This window comes from Fibrobacter sp. UWB3, from assembly GCF_002210405.1.
GTDB lineage: Bacteria > Fibrobacterota > Fibrobacteria > Fibrobacterales > Fibrobacteraceae > Fibrobacter.
In genome coordinates this window covers 21,667-34,175 of sequence record NZ_MWQJ01000004.1, presented here as the reverse complement: position 1 = coordinate 34,175, position 12,509 = coordinate 21,667, and the positions used below count along the sequence as shown (strand labels likewise).

Sequence of the window (12,509 nt, the reverse complement as noted above, 5' to 3'; positions counted from 1 at the left end):
GCGCGGCGTATAAGCCGTGCCTTTTTTAAAGACCGTTTTTGATCTTAGTTAGCGGACTTGCCTTCGCCTTCGACCATGTCAACAGCAGCGTCAGCCTTGGCAGGTTCAGCAGCCTTCTTAGCCTTAGCAACGATTTCGTCTTCGACGAGACCGATAAGAGCCATTTCAGCAGCGTCGCCGGCGCGGTTCGGGCCGAGCTTCAGCACGCGAGTGTAACCGCCGTTGCGGTTAGCATAACGCGGACCGATCGTGTTGAACAAATCCTGGAGAACCTTCGGGTCCATCACGAAGCGAGCTGCTTCACGACGTGCAGAAAGGTCACCCTTCTTTGCGTAGGTAATCATGCGTTCTACACAGCTGCGCACAAGCTTAGCCTTGTGGAGAGTGGTACGCACATAGCGCTTGTTCTGATCCGTTTCCATGCCCTTCTCGAGAATAGAAGTCGTGAGGGCGCGGAGGATGGCACGCTTGTGTTGGGCGTTAACACCCAGTTTCTTGTTTTTTACACCGTGTCTCATGTTTAATCCTTCAAGTAATCATCGACGTCCATGCCAAAAGAAAGGCCCATCGACGTCAACACCTCGTTAAGTTCAACCAAGGACTTCCTACCGAAGTTCTTGTATTTGAGCATATCGTTTTCCTTGTTGCGAACAAGCTCGCCAATGGTATGGATGTTTGCCATACGGAGGCAGTTGCTGGAGCGAACGGAAAGTTCCAGATCGTCCACGCGCATACGGAGGAGGTTAGCGATACGCTGACGTTCTTCATCCATTTCGAGTTCTTCAGGAGATTCGAGATCGCCTTCGAAGTTGATGAAGATTTCCAAGTGATCCACAAGAAGCTTTGCAGCATATGCAAGAGCGTCTTCCGGGTCAATGGAACCGTCTGTTGTAATTTCAAGTTCCAGACGGTTGTAGTCCGTCTTCTGACCAACGCGGGTATCGCTGATGTGCATTGCGACTTTCTGAACCGGGTTGAAGTTCGCATCCATGGCGATAACGCCAATCGGAGCGTCCTTGTCCTTAAGTTCGTCGGCAACAACATAACCACGACCGCAGGAGATCTTCACGTCCATCGACAAAGAAGCATTGCCGTTCAATGTCGCAATGTGAACATCCGGAGTCAGGATAGTGACATTTGGATTGTCCATAAAGTCCTTGGCCGTGACTTCGCCATCACCGGACATGTCCAGGTGAAGGGTTTCATCATGATCAGACAGGAGCTTTACACGGATGCTCTTGAGGTTGAGGATAATGTCAGTGACATCTTCCTTCACACCCGGAATCGTCGAAAATTCCTTGTCAACGCCTTCGATTTTCACGGAGACAATAGCCGCACCCTGCAGAGAGGAGAGAAGCACGCGACGGAGAGCGTTACCGAGGGTAATACCCCAGCCACGTTCCAAGGCTTCTACGACAAACTTGGCGTAGCGGCCATCTTCGCCGGTTTCCACTTTCTGGAAGCTGCGCGGCATCTGAAGTGATTTCCACATCATTGGCGATACCTCTTTGGATTAAATTCTTCTCTTCTTTTTAGGACGGCAACCATTGTGCGGAATGCCCGTCACGTCTCGAATAGAGAGAACTTCGAGGCCCGCATTCTTGAGAGCGCGGACGGCAGATTCACGGCCGCCACCAGCACCCTTAACGCGAACGTCCACCTTGCGCATGCCGAGATCGAATGCCTTGTGGGCAGCGGTTTCAGCGGCGAGCTGGGCTGCAAACGGTGTGCTCTTGCGGGAGCCCTTGAAACCGGAGTTACCCGGAGAACCCCAAGCGACAACGTTGCCACGAGCGTCGGTGATAGAAACGATTGTATTGTTGAAGGAAGCGAACACGCAGGCGATACCCTGGATGTCAATGCGCTTCTTGCCCTTCTTGATCTTGACTTCTTCAGCAGCAGCCGGAGCTTCAGCAGCGGCAGCAGCAGTTTCCTTGATTTCTTCTTCAGCCACGATGATACTCCTTACTTCTTCTTGTTAGCCACAGTCTTCTTGGGGCCCTTACGTGTGCGGGCGTTGGTGCGGGAACGCTGACCGCGGACCGGGAGGCCCTTGCGGTGGCGGATGCCGCGATAGCAGCCAATGTCCTGCAAACGCTTGATGTTCAAGGTAACTTCTGCGCGGAGCTGACCTTCCACAGAGTATTCATCTTCCAAAAGATGACGAATCTTACCTTGTTCTTCTTCAGTCAGGTCGTCACACTTCTTGTTCTTGTCAATGCCCAACTGAGCACAGACCTTGTTAGCGGTGAACAGACCGACACCATAGATTGCCGTCAGACCGTATTCAACAGTCTTGTTTTTCGGTAAATCGACACCAGCGATACGTGCCATACGATCTCCTTATCCCTGCTTCTGCTTGTGACGGGGGTTCTTCGAACAGATGATGCGCAATACACCCTTACGACGGATGATCTTGCAGTTTTCACATCTGGGTTTAATGGAGGCTTTGATTTTCATAGGTTTGACCTTCTTTTGTAATACCTATTACTTGTAACGGTAAGTAATTCGCCCGCGATTTAAATCGTACGGGGAAATCTCGACCAACACTTTGTCGTCCGGCAAGATTCTAATGAAATGCCGGCGCATTTTTCCTGAAACATGGGCGAGGATCTCGTGACCATTTCCGAGTTGAACACGGAAGAAAGCGTTGGGAAGAGCTTCCAACACAACGCCTTCTACTTGTATACCTTCTTCTTTAGCCACTAAGATGCCATCCTGCCGCGAATGCGGCCACGTTTCAAGAAACCTTCATAATTCTTGGTATGCAACTGGGCTTCGAGCTGACGAAGAGTATCCAGAGCAACACCTACCACGATCAAGACCGAGGTACCCCCAATATAGAAACTCATATTGAGAGCGTCTTTCATGTGCAGGGGAACAACGCTGATTAAAGCGAGGTAAAGAGACCCAGGCAATGAAATTCTGGTCAAAACGTGGTCAATGTATTCTGCTGTCTGCTTACCCGGACGGACTCCCGGAATAAACCCACCACTTCTCTTGAGGTTTTCGGCAATGTCGTTCGGGTTGTACTGGATTGCCGTGTAGAAGTAGGTGAAGAATATAATGAGGAGGGCATCTACTACGCTGTAGGAGACGTGTCCCGGAATAAATGCAGAAGCAAAAGCCTGCATCGCAGATACGTTCGGGAACCAAGATGCAACCATGGCCGGAATGAACATGATGCAAGATGCAAAGATCACAGGAATCACGTTAGCGGTGTTCACCTTGAAAGGCAAATAGCTAGCCTGACCACCCAAGACCTTGTTTCCGACAGTCCTGCGAGGACTTTGGAGTGGAATGCGACGGGTCGCCTGCTCGACGAAAACGATAAATCCGACAATGACAACTACCAGCGCCAAGATAAAGACCTCGATCGCAAGCGGCTGGATGCCTTCATTAAACATTTCGAATTCGGCCAAGATGGCCCGCGGAAGGCCACCGACGATACCGGCGAAAATGATAAGAGAAATACCGTTACCCACACCGTGCGAGGTAATCTGCTCGCCAAGGTACATCAAGAAGATCGTACCTACGGTGAAGGTTAACGTCGCAAGGAGACGAAAGCCGATGTTACCGAGTCCGGACGAGAAGTTCTCGGAAAGGACCGAGATGCCCGTACCGGCGGCCGTCGTCACCTTGAGGTTAGAAAGCCACATAGAAATGCCCCATCCCTGCAAGGCGGAAAGGACCACCGTGAAGTATCGGGTATACTGATTCAGCTTAGCGCGACCTTCCTGACCCTCCTTCTGGAGCATCTGGATGGCGGGGATAACCGAGCCCATCAACTGGAGGATGATGCTTGCGCTAATGTACGGCATGATACCGAGGGCAAATACAGTTGCTTTCGCAAATGCACCGCCGGTAAACGAGTCGTACAGGCCGAACAGGTTATTCGAATTTTTGAAGTATTCTGCGAGGACCGCAGCATTTACTCCGGGGATGGAGATGTGAGCGCCAATACGATAGACAATCAAAAGACCAAGCGTAAAAAGGATCTTTTTACGCAGGTCTGCGATTTTAAAAGCATTGACGAACGCATCGATGGCTTTCTTGAGTGCTTCCATTAGATGATCTCAACTTTGCCGCCAGCAGCTTCAATGGCAGCCTTTGCCTTTTCGCTGATAGCGTTAACCTTTACGTTGATAGCCTTGTCGATAGAACCAAAAGCGAGGACCTTGACCGGCAGTTCGACGTTCTTGATGAAGCCCTGGTCGAAGAGGACCTTGGCATCGAAATCAGTAACGCTGACACCAGCGAGGCGCTTCAGGTTCACGATCTGGAATTCAACACCAGCGTGCTTGAAGCCGCGCTTCGGGATACGACGGTGAATCGGCATCTGGCCGCCTTCGAAAGCGACGCGACCGGCCTTAGCACTCTTACGAGCACCAGCACCCTTCTGACCACGACCGGCAGTCGTGCCCCAGCCAGAGCCCGGACCACGACCAATGCGCTTGCGGCTCTTGCCCTTGGCAGCCTTGCCAGGATTGAGAGTATTGAGTTCCATCTTAGATCTCCTCGACCTTGACCATGTCCTTCACGGCATTGATCATGCCTGCAATGGACGGAGTCAGATTGTGTTCAACAGTTTGTCCGATCTTGCGGAGGCCGAGTGCAGCCACGTTAGCGCGGTGCACCGGAAGGCGACGGACGATACCCTTGATCAAAGTAATACGAACTTTCTTCATTAGGTATTACTCCTTAGGCTTCAAAACCACGCAACTTAGCGCAGTCCTGTTTGTTCTTCTGAGAAAGCAGGCCTTCCAAGCAAGCGCTGACGACAGTGCTCGGGTTGGAGGAACCGTGAATCTTCGTGAGGATGTTGCGTACACCGGCGAGTTCGAGAACAGCACGGGCAGCAGCACCGGCGATAACACCAGTACCCGGAGCAGCCGGCATGAGGAGGATGCGGGTAGAACCGCTCTTCACTTCGATGTCGTGCGGGATAGTGCCATCGAGGAGCTGGACTTCCACGATGTTTCTCTGGGCAGCTTCGGTACCCTTACGGATAGCTTCGGAAACTTCCTTAGCCTTGCCGAGACCGACACCGACCTTGCCGTTCTTGTTGCCAACGACAACGAGAGCGGAGAAGGACATGCGACGGCCGCCCTTGACGGTCTTAGCGCAACGGTTGATGTGTACAACCTTGTCTTCAAATTCAGAAACTTGAGCTTCGCGTTCCAAAGTGTACCTCACTAGAATTTGAGTCCGCCTTCACGAGCTCCCTCAGCGAGAGCCTGAACGCGACCGTGATAGATGTAACCGCCGCGGTCGAAGACCACGGATTCAATGCCCTTGGACTTGGCGAGTTCAGCAATCTGGAGACCGAGCTGCTTAGCCTGTTCGGTCTTCGTCATTTCACCAAACTTACCCTGGAATTCCTTGGAAGCTGTGGTGACCTGAGCGACAGACTTGTTGTTTTCGTCATCAAAGATCTGGGCAATCATGTGAGACAAGGAACGGCGAACAGCCAAACGAGGGCATTCTGCAGTTCCGACAACAGACTTGCGTACGCGTTCGTGGCGTGCGATTCTGGACTGGATTCTTTTTTTAGCAATTGCAGTCATAGTTTACCCTTATTTACCTGTCTTCTTACCCTGCTTGCGACGCACAATTTCGCCAGCGTACTTGATGCCCTTGCCCTTATACGGTTCAGGCTTACGGTACTTGCGAATTTCTGCGGCAGCCTGGCCAACCTTCTGCTTGTCGATGCCGGAGATCGTAATCTTCAGCGGATCAACAGCCTTCAGTTCAACGCCTTCCGGAGCCTTGAAGATCACCGGATGAGAGAAGCCGAGAACCAAGTTGAGGTCCTTGCCCTTCTGTTCGACGCGGTAGCCAACGCCAACGATTTCGAGAGTCTTCTGGAAACCCTTGGTCACACCTTCGACCATGTTATTGACGAGAGCGCGAGTGGTGCCGTGCATAGCGCGGGTGAACTTTTCATCATTCGGGCGGGTGAAGGAGAGCTTGTCGCCATCGAGCTTGATGGAGATGAGTTCGTGAACGTTCGTTTCGAGCTTGCCCTTCGGGCCTTCGACCTTGATGTTCTGACCGTTGACGTTAACCTTAACGCCAGCCGGGATAGTGATAATAGCTTTACCGATACGGGACATCTTTACCATACCTTTGCGATGACTTCGCCACCCACCTTGAGTTCGCGGGCTTCGTGGTCAGTCATGACACCTTTAGATGTGGAGATGATAGCATAGCCGAGGCCGTTGCGAACGCGCGGAAGCTTGGCCACGTCAACGTAGTGACGGAGACCCGGCGTAGAAACGCGCTGGAGGCCCTGGATAGCGGATTCGCCCTTCGTGTAACGGAGGAGGACCTTGAGGATGCCCTGCTTACCGTCATCGACGACGACGAACTTCTTAATGAAACCTTTTTCCTGCAACACACGTGCAATATCACGCTTAAGATTGCTGGCAGGAATGTCCACCACGGGGAGCTTTGCCGTAGAGGCATTGCGGATACGGGTGAGCATATCGGCGATAGTATCTGTCATTGCCATTTTATACTCTCCTTACCAAGACGACTTTGTGATACCGGGGATTTCGCCGGCGAGTGCCATTTCGCGGAAGCAAATACGGCAAAGGCCAAAGCGGCGCATAAAGGCGTGCGGCCTACCGCAACGCTTGCAACGGTTGTACCCACGAACGGTATACTTCGGAGTACGCTTGCATTTTTCAATCATTCTTCTGCTTGCCATGGTATTACCTTACTTCCTGAAGGGGAGTCCAAGTTCTTCGAGGAGGGCACGGCCTTCGTCGTCCGTCTTAGCGGAGGTGACGAAAGAAATGTCCATACCGAAGGTACGGGAAATCTTGTCAATGTCGATTTCAACAAAGATCGTCTGTTCCTTGATGCCGAGGGTGAAGTTACCCATGCCATCAAAGCCACGGCGTGCGAGACCACGGAAGTCGCGGACACGCGGAAGGTCGATGTTGATGAAACGATAGAGGAAGTCCCACATGTTGTCGCCATGAAGTGTGACCTTAGCACCGATGCCGATACCTTCACGGAGGTGGAAGTTAGCGACAGCCTTCTTAGCGTTAGTGACAATAGCCTTCTGACCGGTGATAGCAGTGAGAGTGTCAGCAGCTTCGTCGAGAATCTTGCGGTTCTGGGAAGCGGCGCCCACGCCCATGTTGAGCACGATCTTTTCGAGACGCGGAATCTGCATCACGTTCTTGTAGGCAAACTTTTGCTGCAAGGCCGGAACGACCTTTTCGAGATAGAATTGCTTCATCTGGTTCATTGCGTTACCTTACACAGCCTTTCCAGTTTTTACACTGGTACGAACGCCCTTCTTACCCTTTTCGCGAACGATGCGGGTACGAACGGGAGTGTTGCCTTCGAGAAGCATCACGTTGGAAATGTCGATCGGCAATTCCTTTTCAACGATGCCACCAGTCTGATTGGTCTGAGACGGCTTTTCGTGACGCTTGCAGACGTTGACGCCAGAAACGGTCACCTTGCCATCCTTGACACTGATCACGGTGCCGGTCTTGCCCTTATTGGCACCGGAAATCACCTTGACGTTATCATTCTTCTTGATGTTAGCCATTACAGAACCTCAGGTGCGAGGGAGATGATCTTCATGTATTTCTTGTCGCGGAGCTCACGAGCCACCGGTCCAAAAATACGGGTTCCACGCGGTTCGCCATCCTTGTTGATGAGAACCACTGCGTTGTCGGAGAAACGGATGAACGTTCCGTCCGGACGTGCGATTTCTTTAGCTGTGCGGACGACGACGGCGTCGGCCACGGAACCCTTCTTCACCTTGCTCTGGGGGATAGCGTCCTTAACGGCTACCTTGATGACATCACCGATGCTAGCATAGCGACGGTTTGTGCCACCCAAAACACGGATGCAGGCGACTTCCTTGGCACCACTGTTATCGGCCACGACGAGTCTGGTTTCTTCTTGAATCATATTCGCCTTACTCCAGGAGTTTACTTCTTCTTTTCCACAATGCGGACGAGGCGCCAGCGCTTCGTTGCAGAGAGGGGACGAGTTTCCATGATTTCGACCAGGTCGCCTTCTTGGGCTTCATTCTTTTCATCGTGAGCCTTGAGCTTGCTAGTCGTAGTCATGATCTTGTTGTACATCGGGTGACGCTTGCGGTTTTCGACCACAACCGTAATCGTCTTGTCCATCTTGTCGGAGGAGACGATACCCTGCTTGACTTTACGAAGGTTTCTTTCCATTTCCTGCTCCTGCCGGCTTATGCCTTGGCCTTTTCGCTGAGGATGGTCTTGATTCTGGCGATGTCCTTGCGGGCAGCTTGAATCACAGAGGGTTTTTCCAAATTACCGAGCTTCGCAGTCATGCGGTAATTGAACAAATCGAGATTCAACTGAGCCAGTTTTTCCTTGAGCTGGTCAACGCCCAGTTCTTTCAATTCACGTGCTTTCATTAGATCTCCGATTCTTCGATGATTTTGCACTTAAGGGGGAGCTTCTGAATTGCGACATGGAGAGCTTCCATGGCAAGTTCACGTTCAACACCACCCATTTCAAAAAGGATGCGACCCGGGAGGATTACGGCTGCCCAGAATTCGACTGCGCCCTTACCCTTACCCATACGGGCTTCTGCAGGGTGACGGGTAATCGGCTTATCGGGGAAGACGCGAATCCACACACGACCACCACGCTTGATCTTACGAGTCATGGCGATACGAGCAGCTTCGATCTGGCGAGCGGTGAGCCAGCACTTTTCAAGAGCCTGGATACCGAATTCGCCAAAGGCGATATAGTTGCCACGAGAGGCGACGCCCTTCATGCGCCCTTTCATTTGCTTACGATGCAATGTTCTTTTCGGACTCAGCATAATTACTTCTCTCTCTTGTTGTCGTTCATGACGTCCTTACCGATCTTTTCACCGTGCATGATCCACACCTTGATACCGATGGCACCATAAACGGTCTTAGCGATGGCAGTTGCGTAGTCGATGTCAGCACGAAGAGTGTGCAGAGGCACGCGGCCTTCAGCATACTTTTCAACGCGGGCAATTTCGGCACCACCGAGGCGGCCACCGCACTGCACCTTGATACCTTCCACACCCATGCGCATAGCGGACTGGATAGCACGCTTCATGGCACGGCGGAAAGAAATACGCTTTTCGAGCTGGCGAGCAATGTTTTCAGCCACGAGCTTTGCATCAGTTTCCGGACGCTTGATTTCGTGGACTGCAATATAGATTTCTTTACCGGTGAGGAACTGGAGTTCGCCCTTCAAACGTTCCAATTCTTCGCCCTTTTTACCGATAACGATACCCGGGCGAGCGGTATAGAGGTTAACGTTCACCTTCTTGACGGTACGTTCGATGCCAACCTTGGAGAGGGAGGCATGTTCGAAACGCTTCATCAAGTAGCGACGGAGCACGATATCTTCATAGAGAAGATCGGCAAACTTGTCTTCGGCATACCACTTGGATTCCCAACCGCGGATAACGCCAAGACGAAGACCATTAGGATGAGTTTTGTGACCCATTGTTAATTCTCCTTGTCTGCGACAACGACGGTGATGTGGGAGAGCGGCTTTTCGATACGGAAAGCACGGCCCTGGGAACGCGGGTGAATGCGCTTCATGATCGTACCACCATCAGCGGTGATGGTCTTGATCACGATTTCTTCGGCGGAAACCGGAGCGGCGGACTTCTGCTTCAAGTTAGCGACAGCGGACTTGAGAGCATTTTCAACCAGCGGAGCACCCTTGGTCTGCGTACGGAGGATGGAGAGCATCGCGAAGGCTTCGCTGACGGACTTGCCACGAACGAGGTCGACTACGCGACGGAGCTTGCGAACGCCGTAACGGACGTTTTTAACTTTAGCAACAGCTTGCATTATTTCTTGCCTCCAGCAGTTTCAGTCTTGCGGTGACCGCGGAAAGTACGGGTCATGGAGAATTCGCCGAGCTTATGGCCAACCATGTTTTCGGTGACATAAACCGGAAGGAACTGCTTGCCGTTATAGACGGAGAACGTGAGTCCGACCATATCCGGGACGATTGTGGAACGACGGGACCAGGTCTTGATAGCCTGTTTCTTGTCGGAACCGGCCATCGCCTGGGCCTTGCTGAGAACGTGGGAATCCACGAACGCACCTTTCTTAAGGGATCTAGACATGAATTAGGCCCTCTTCTGACGATGACGTACGATGAACTTATCAGTACGCTTGTTGTTACGAGTTTTTGCACCCTTAGAGTTCTTACCCCAAGGAGAGCACGGATGACGACCACCAGAGGTACGACCTTCACCACCACCAAGGGGGTGATCGACCGGGTTCATAACGACACCACGGACGGCCGGGCGCTTGCCGAGCCAGCGAGAGCGGCCTGCAGAACCCGAGGATTCATTCATGTGATCGATATTGGAAACCTGGCCAACGGTAGCGAGGCAGTCTTCCGGGATGTAGCGGACTTCGCCACTCGGAAGCTTGACCTGGCAGAGCTTGCCGTCCTTGGCAACCAGTTCTGCACCGGCACCAGCGGAACGAGCAATTTGGGCACCCTTGCCCGGCTTCATTTCGATGTTGTGGATAATGGTGTTGAGCGGAATGTCGCGGAGAGGAATTGCGTTACCTACGCGGAATTCAGCACCTTCACCAGCGTTCAGCACATCGCCAACCTTGATTTCGGCCGGAGCGATGATGTATGCGCGCTTGCCGTTTTCGTACTTGACGAGAGCGATGCGAGCGGTACGGTTCGGATCGTATTCAATCGTTTCGACAGTGCAGGAGAGACCGGCGAACTGACGCTTGAAGTCAATGATACGATACAGTTTCTTGTGACCACCACCACGACGACGGGAGGTAATTTCACCAGCATTGTTACGGCCGGAGCTACGCTTGATACCTTCGGTAAGCGGCTTGTACGGCTTTACAGCAGAGAGTTCCTTGCGGTCACCAATCTGCTTGTAACGCAGTGTCGGGGTAATCGGGCGATAAGATTTCAGACCCATGGTTATACTCCTTCAAACTCGGCAATCTTTTGCCCGGCCTTCAATGTGATGTAGGCCTTCTTCCAGTTCGGTTTCTTGCCAGCGACCATGCGGACGCGCTTGATCTTGCCGCGGTTGATCAAAGTGTTGACCTTAGCGACCTTGACGTCAAAGCGCTTTTCGATAGCGGCCTTGATGTCTTCCTTAGAAGCGTCCATGGCGACCTTGAACACGTACTTGTGCACGTTCGTACGCGGATTGACCATGTTCTTCATGGTTTCTTCGGTAACGTGCGGAGCAACGAGGATTTCGCGAATTTCTTTCATTAGCGGCCTCCTTCAAGTTCTGCGAGAGCAGCCTGAGAGATGACAACGTTATTTGCACGAACAACATCGTAAGTGTTGACGTCAGCTACGCGAGCGCAACGGCACCAAGGAATGTTGTTAGAGGAAAGATAGAGGTTCTGATCCTTTTCGCTAACGATGAAGAGAACGTTGCGCTGTTCGATGCCGGACTTGGCGAGAACAGAGAGGAGATCCTTGGTCTTCGGAGCGCTGAAGCTGAGAGCTTCGAACACGGAGACCTTGCCTTCGCTAGCCTTGTTGGCGAGAGCGGAGTAGAAAGCGATCTTCTTGACCTTCTTGTTCACCTTTTCGAAGTAGTCATGAGACTTCGGACCGTGTGCCTTAGCACCACGAACCCAAACTGCAGAGGTGTTCTGACCGGAACGAGCGCGGCCGGTACCCTTCTGCTTCCACGGCTTCTGGCCACCGCCACTGACTTCGCCCTTGGACTTAGTCTGGGCAGTACCCTGACGATTGTTGTTCAGGATAGCCTTGATGTGGAGGTACATGCAGACCTTGTTGACTTCCTGGTCGAAGAGAGCCGGGAGCTGGATATCATTCTTAAAATCGCCAGTAGCGGCGAAAAGCTTTGCACTAGCCATTAGTCTTTCCTCACCACGATGATGCTGTTCTTCGGGCCCGGGACAGCGCCACGGACGAAGATCAGGTTGCGGTCGCCATCAACTTTGACGACCTGGAGGTGCTTCACGGTCACTTTCTTGTTGCCGTATTGACCAGCCATACGCTTACCCGGGAAAACACGACCCGGATAGGAGTGAGCGGACGTACCACCCGGTTCGCGCATATTGTGCGTACCATGGGAACGAGGACCGCTATGGAAACCGTGGCGCTTGATAGTGCCAGAGAAACCATGACCCTTGGAGATGCCAGAGACGTTCACAGTCTTTGCATCAGCGAAGTCGGCAGCGCCGAATTCCTTGCCAACCGGCCAGGATTCGAGATCAGCGACATCAAATTCAGCGAGGTGTTCACGAACAGCCACGTCAGCCTTCTTGAAATGGCCGACTTCTGCCTTATTGGCGCGCTGTTCCTTCTTGAGACCAAAGCCGATCTGGACAGCAGTGTAGCCGTCCTTCTCTTCTGTCTTATGGCAAACGACCACGCACGGACCGGCTTCGAGAACCGTGACAGGGACGCATTCGCCCTGTTCCGTGAACACTTGGGTCATTCCCAATTTCTTTGCGAGAATACCGTTCATTG

The 12,509-nt window shown here is 52.4% G+C and carries 27 protein-coding genes; all 27 read right to left on the bottom strand.

From position 1 onward, the window contains the following. Nucleotides 1–44: 44 nt before the first annotated feature. From rplQ to rplC, 27 genes are read right to left on the bottom strand one after another with little or no spacing between them, the layout of a single operon-like run. A complete protein-coding gene (gene rplQ, locus B7991_RS05930; protein WP_015732008.1) occupies nucleotides 45–518 on the bottom strand; it encodes a 50S ribosomal protein L17 in 474 nt (157 codons plus the stop codon). Between the two features lie 2 nt (nucleotides 519–520). Further along, nucleotides 521–1,495: a DNA-directed RNA polymerase subunit alpha gene (locus B7991_RS05925; protein ID WP_015732009.1), complete on the bottom strand. Its 975-nt coding sequence runs from the start codon at nucleotides 1,493–1,495 to the stop codon at nucleotides 521–523. An 18-nt stretch (nucleotides 1,496–1,513) separates the two neighbouring features. After that, entirely contained in the window at nucleotides 1,514–1,939 is a 426-nt protein-coding gene (rpsK, locus tag B7991_RS05920; RefSeq protein WP_049858437.1) for a 30S ribosomal protein S11, read from the bottom strand. A gap of 26 nt (nucleotides 1,940–1,965) precedes the next feature. Next, complete coding sequence (rpsM, locus tag B7991_RS05915) at nucleotides 1,966–2,334, bottom strand: 30S ribosomal protein S13 (RefSeq protein WP_014546096.1); 369 nt, start codon at nucleotides 2,332–2,334, stop codon at nucleotides 1,966–1,968. A 9-nt stretch (nucleotides 2,335–2,343) separates the two neighbouring features. Next, nucleotides 2,344–2,460 carry a 50S ribosomal protein L36 gene (rpmJ, locus tag B7991_RS05910; protein ID WP_014546097.1) on the bottom strand — a complete coding sequence of 39 codons (117 nt, stop codon included), beginning with the start codon at nucleotides 2,458–2,460 and terminating at the stop codon, nucleotides 2,344–2,346. A 27-nt stretch (nucleotides 2,461–2,487) separates the two neighbouring features. Beyond that, entirely contained in the window at nucleotides 2,488–2,706 is a 219-nt protein-coding gene (infA, locus tag B7991_RS05905; RefSeq protein WP_014546098.1) for a translation initiation factor IF-1, read from the bottom strand. Next, nucleotides 2,706–4,067, bottom strand: a complete 1,362-nt coding sequence (gene secY, locus B7991_RS05900; protein WP_088630016.1) for a preprotein translocase subunit SecY — start codon at nucleotides 4,065–4,067, stop codon at nucleotides 2,706–2,708. The genes infA and secY overlap by 1 nt, the downstream gene beginning before the upstream one ends. Beyond that, entirely contained in the window at nucleotides 4,067–4,507 is a 441-nt protein-coding gene (gene rplO, locus B7991_RS05895; protein ID WP_073442655.1) for a 50S ribosomal protein L15, read from the bottom strand. Before rplO ends, secY begins: the two co-directional genes overlap by 1 nt. A 1-nt stretch (nucleotide 4,508) precedes the next feature. Further along, a complete protein-coding gene (rpmD, locus tag B7991_RS05890; protein WP_073442653.1) occupies nucleotides 4,509–4,688 on the bottom strand; it encodes a 50S ribosomal protein L30 in 180 nt (59 codons plus the stop codon). 13 nt (nucleotides 4,689–4,701) lie between these two features. Continuing rightward, entirely contained in the window at nucleotides 4,702–5,184 is a 483-nt protein-coding gene (gene rpsE, locus B7991_RS05885) for a 30S ribosomal protein S5 (RefSeq protein WP_015732010.1), read from the bottom strand. Between the two features lie 11 nt (nucleotides 5,185–5,195). Beyond that, entirely contained in the window at nucleotides 5,196–5,567 is a 372-nt protein-coding gene (gene rplR / locus B7991_RS05880; RefSeq protein WP_014546103.1) for a 50S ribosomal protein L18, read from the bottom strand. Between the two features lie 9 nt (nucleotides 5,568–5,576). Further along, the gene (gene rplF / locus B7991_RS05875) at nucleotides 5,577–6,116 is read right to left on the bottom strand and encodes a 50S ribosomal protein L6 (protein WP_088630198.1); all 540 of its coding nucleotides are present in this window, start codon (nucleotides 6,114–6,116) and stop codon (nucleotides 5,577–5,579) included. A 2-nt stretch (nucleotides 6,117–6,118) separates the two neighbouring features. Continuing rightward, nucleotides 6,119–6,514, bottom strand: a complete 396-nt coding sequence (gene rpsH / locus B7991_RS05870; RefSeq protein WP_014546105.1) for a 30S ribosomal protein S8 — start codon at nucleotides 6,512–6,514, stop codon at nucleotides 6,119–6,121. 12 nt (nucleotides 6,515–6,526) lie between these two features. Next, nucleotides 6,527–6,712: a type Z 30S ribosomal protein S14 gene (locus B7991_RS05865; protein WP_014546106.1), complete on the bottom strand. Its 186-nt coding sequence runs from the start codon at nucleotides 6,710–6,712 to the stop codon at nucleotides 6,527–6,529. 9 nt (nucleotides 6,713–6,721) lie between these two features. Continuing rightward, nucleotides 6,722–7,261, bottom strand: a complete 540-nt coding sequence (rplE, locus tag B7991_RS05860) for a 50S ribosomal protein L5 (protein ID WP_014546107.1) — start codon at nucleotides 7,259–7,261, stop codon at nucleotides 6,722–6,724. 9 nt (nucleotides 7,262–7,270) lie between these two features. Then, on the bottom strand, nucleotides 7,271–7,570 hold the full coding sequence (rplX, locus tag B7991_RS05855; RefSeq protein WP_073442651.1) for a 50S ribosomal protein L24: 300 nt from the start codon (nucleotides 7,568–7,570) through the stop codon (nucleotides 7,271–7,273). Further along, a complete protein-coding gene (gene rplN, locus B7991_RS05850) occupies nucleotides 7,570–7,938 on the bottom strand; it encodes a 50S ribosomal protein L14 (RefSeq protein ID WP_015732011.1) in 369 nt (122 codons plus the stop codon). Before rplN ends, rplX begins: the two co-directional genes overlap by 1 nt. Before the next feature lie 20 nt (nucleotides 7,939–7,958). Then, entirely contained in the window at nucleotides 7,959–8,213 is a 255-nt protein-coding gene (rpsQ, locus tag B7991_RS05845) for a 30S ribosomal protein S17 (RefSeq protein ID WP_088630015.1), read from the bottom strand. Between the two features lie 17 nt (nucleotides 8,214–8,230). After that, entirely contained in the window at nucleotides 8,231–8,422 is a 192-nt protein-coding gene (gene rpmC, locus B7991_RS05840; protein WP_014546109.1) for a 50S ribosomal protein L29, read from the bottom strand. After that, the gene (gene rplP, locus B7991_RS05835; protein ID WP_014546110.1) at nucleotides 8,422–8,835 is read right to left on the bottom strand and encodes a 50S ribosomal protein L16; all 414 of its coding nucleotides are present in this window, start codon (nucleotides 8,833–8,835) and stop codon (nucleotides 8,422–8,424) included. The genes rpmC and rplP overlap by 1 nt, the downstream gene beginning before the upstream one ends. Nucleotides 8,836–8,837: 2 nt before the next feature. Next, nucleotides 8,838–9,497 carry a 30S ribosomal protein S3 gene (gene rpsC, locus B7991_RS05830; RefSeq protein WP_014546111.1) on the bottom strand — a complete coding sequence of 220 codons (660 nt, stop codon included), beginning with the start codon at nucleotides 9,495–9,497 and terminating at the stop codon, nucleotides 8,838–8,840. Between the two features lie 2 nt (nucleotides 9,498–9,499). Then, nucleotides 9,500–9,850 carry a 50S ribosomal protein L22 gene (gene rplV / locus B7991_RS05825; RefSeq protein WP_014546112.1) on the bottom strand — a complete coding sequence of 117 codons (351 nt, stop codon included), beginning with the start codon at nucleotides 9,848–9,850 and terminating at the stop codon, nucleotides 9,500–9,502. After that, nucleotides 9,850–10,131 (bottom strand): 30S ribosomal protein S19, encoded by a 282-nt coding sequence (rpsS, locus tag B7991_RS05820; RefSeq protein ID WP_014546113.1) that lies wholly within the window; start codon nucleotides 10,129–10,131, stop codon nucleotides 9,850–9,852. Before rpsS ends, rplV begins: the two co-directional genes overlap by 1 nt. Nucleotides 10,132–10,134: 3 nt before the next feature. Further along, nucleotides 10,135–10,965 carry a 50S ribosomal protein L2 gene (gene rplB, locus B7991_RS05815; protein WP_014546114.1) on the bottom strand — a complete coding sequence of 277 codons (831 nt, stop codon included), beginning with the start codon at nucleotides 10,963–10,965 and terminating at the stop codon, nucleotides 10,135–10,137. 2 nt (nucleotides 10,966–10,967) lie between these two features. Further along, a complete protein-coding gene (rplW, locus tag B7991_RS05810) occupies nucleotides 10,968–11,270 on the bottom strand; it encodes a 50S ribosomal protein L23 (RefSeq protein WP_088630014.1) in 303 nt (100 codons plus the stop codon). Next, the gene (gene rplD / locus B7991_RS05805; RefSeq protein ID WP_014546115.1) at nucleotides 11,270–11,890 is read right to left on the bottom strand and encodes a 50S ribosomal protein L4; all 621 of its coding nucleotides are present in this window, start codon (nucleotides 11,888–11,890) and stop codon (nucleotides 11,270–11,272) included. The genes rplW and rplD overlap by 1 nt, the downstream gene beginning before the upstream one ends. Then, a complete protein-coding gene (gene rplC, locus B7991_RS05800; protein WP_014546116.1) occupies nucleotides 11,890–12,507 on the bottom strand; it encodes a 50S ribosomal protein L3 in 618 nt (205 codons plus the stop codon). Before rplC ends, rplD begins: the two co-directional genes overlap by 1 nt. Between the last annotated feature and the right edge of the window lie 2 nt (nucleotides 12,508–12,509).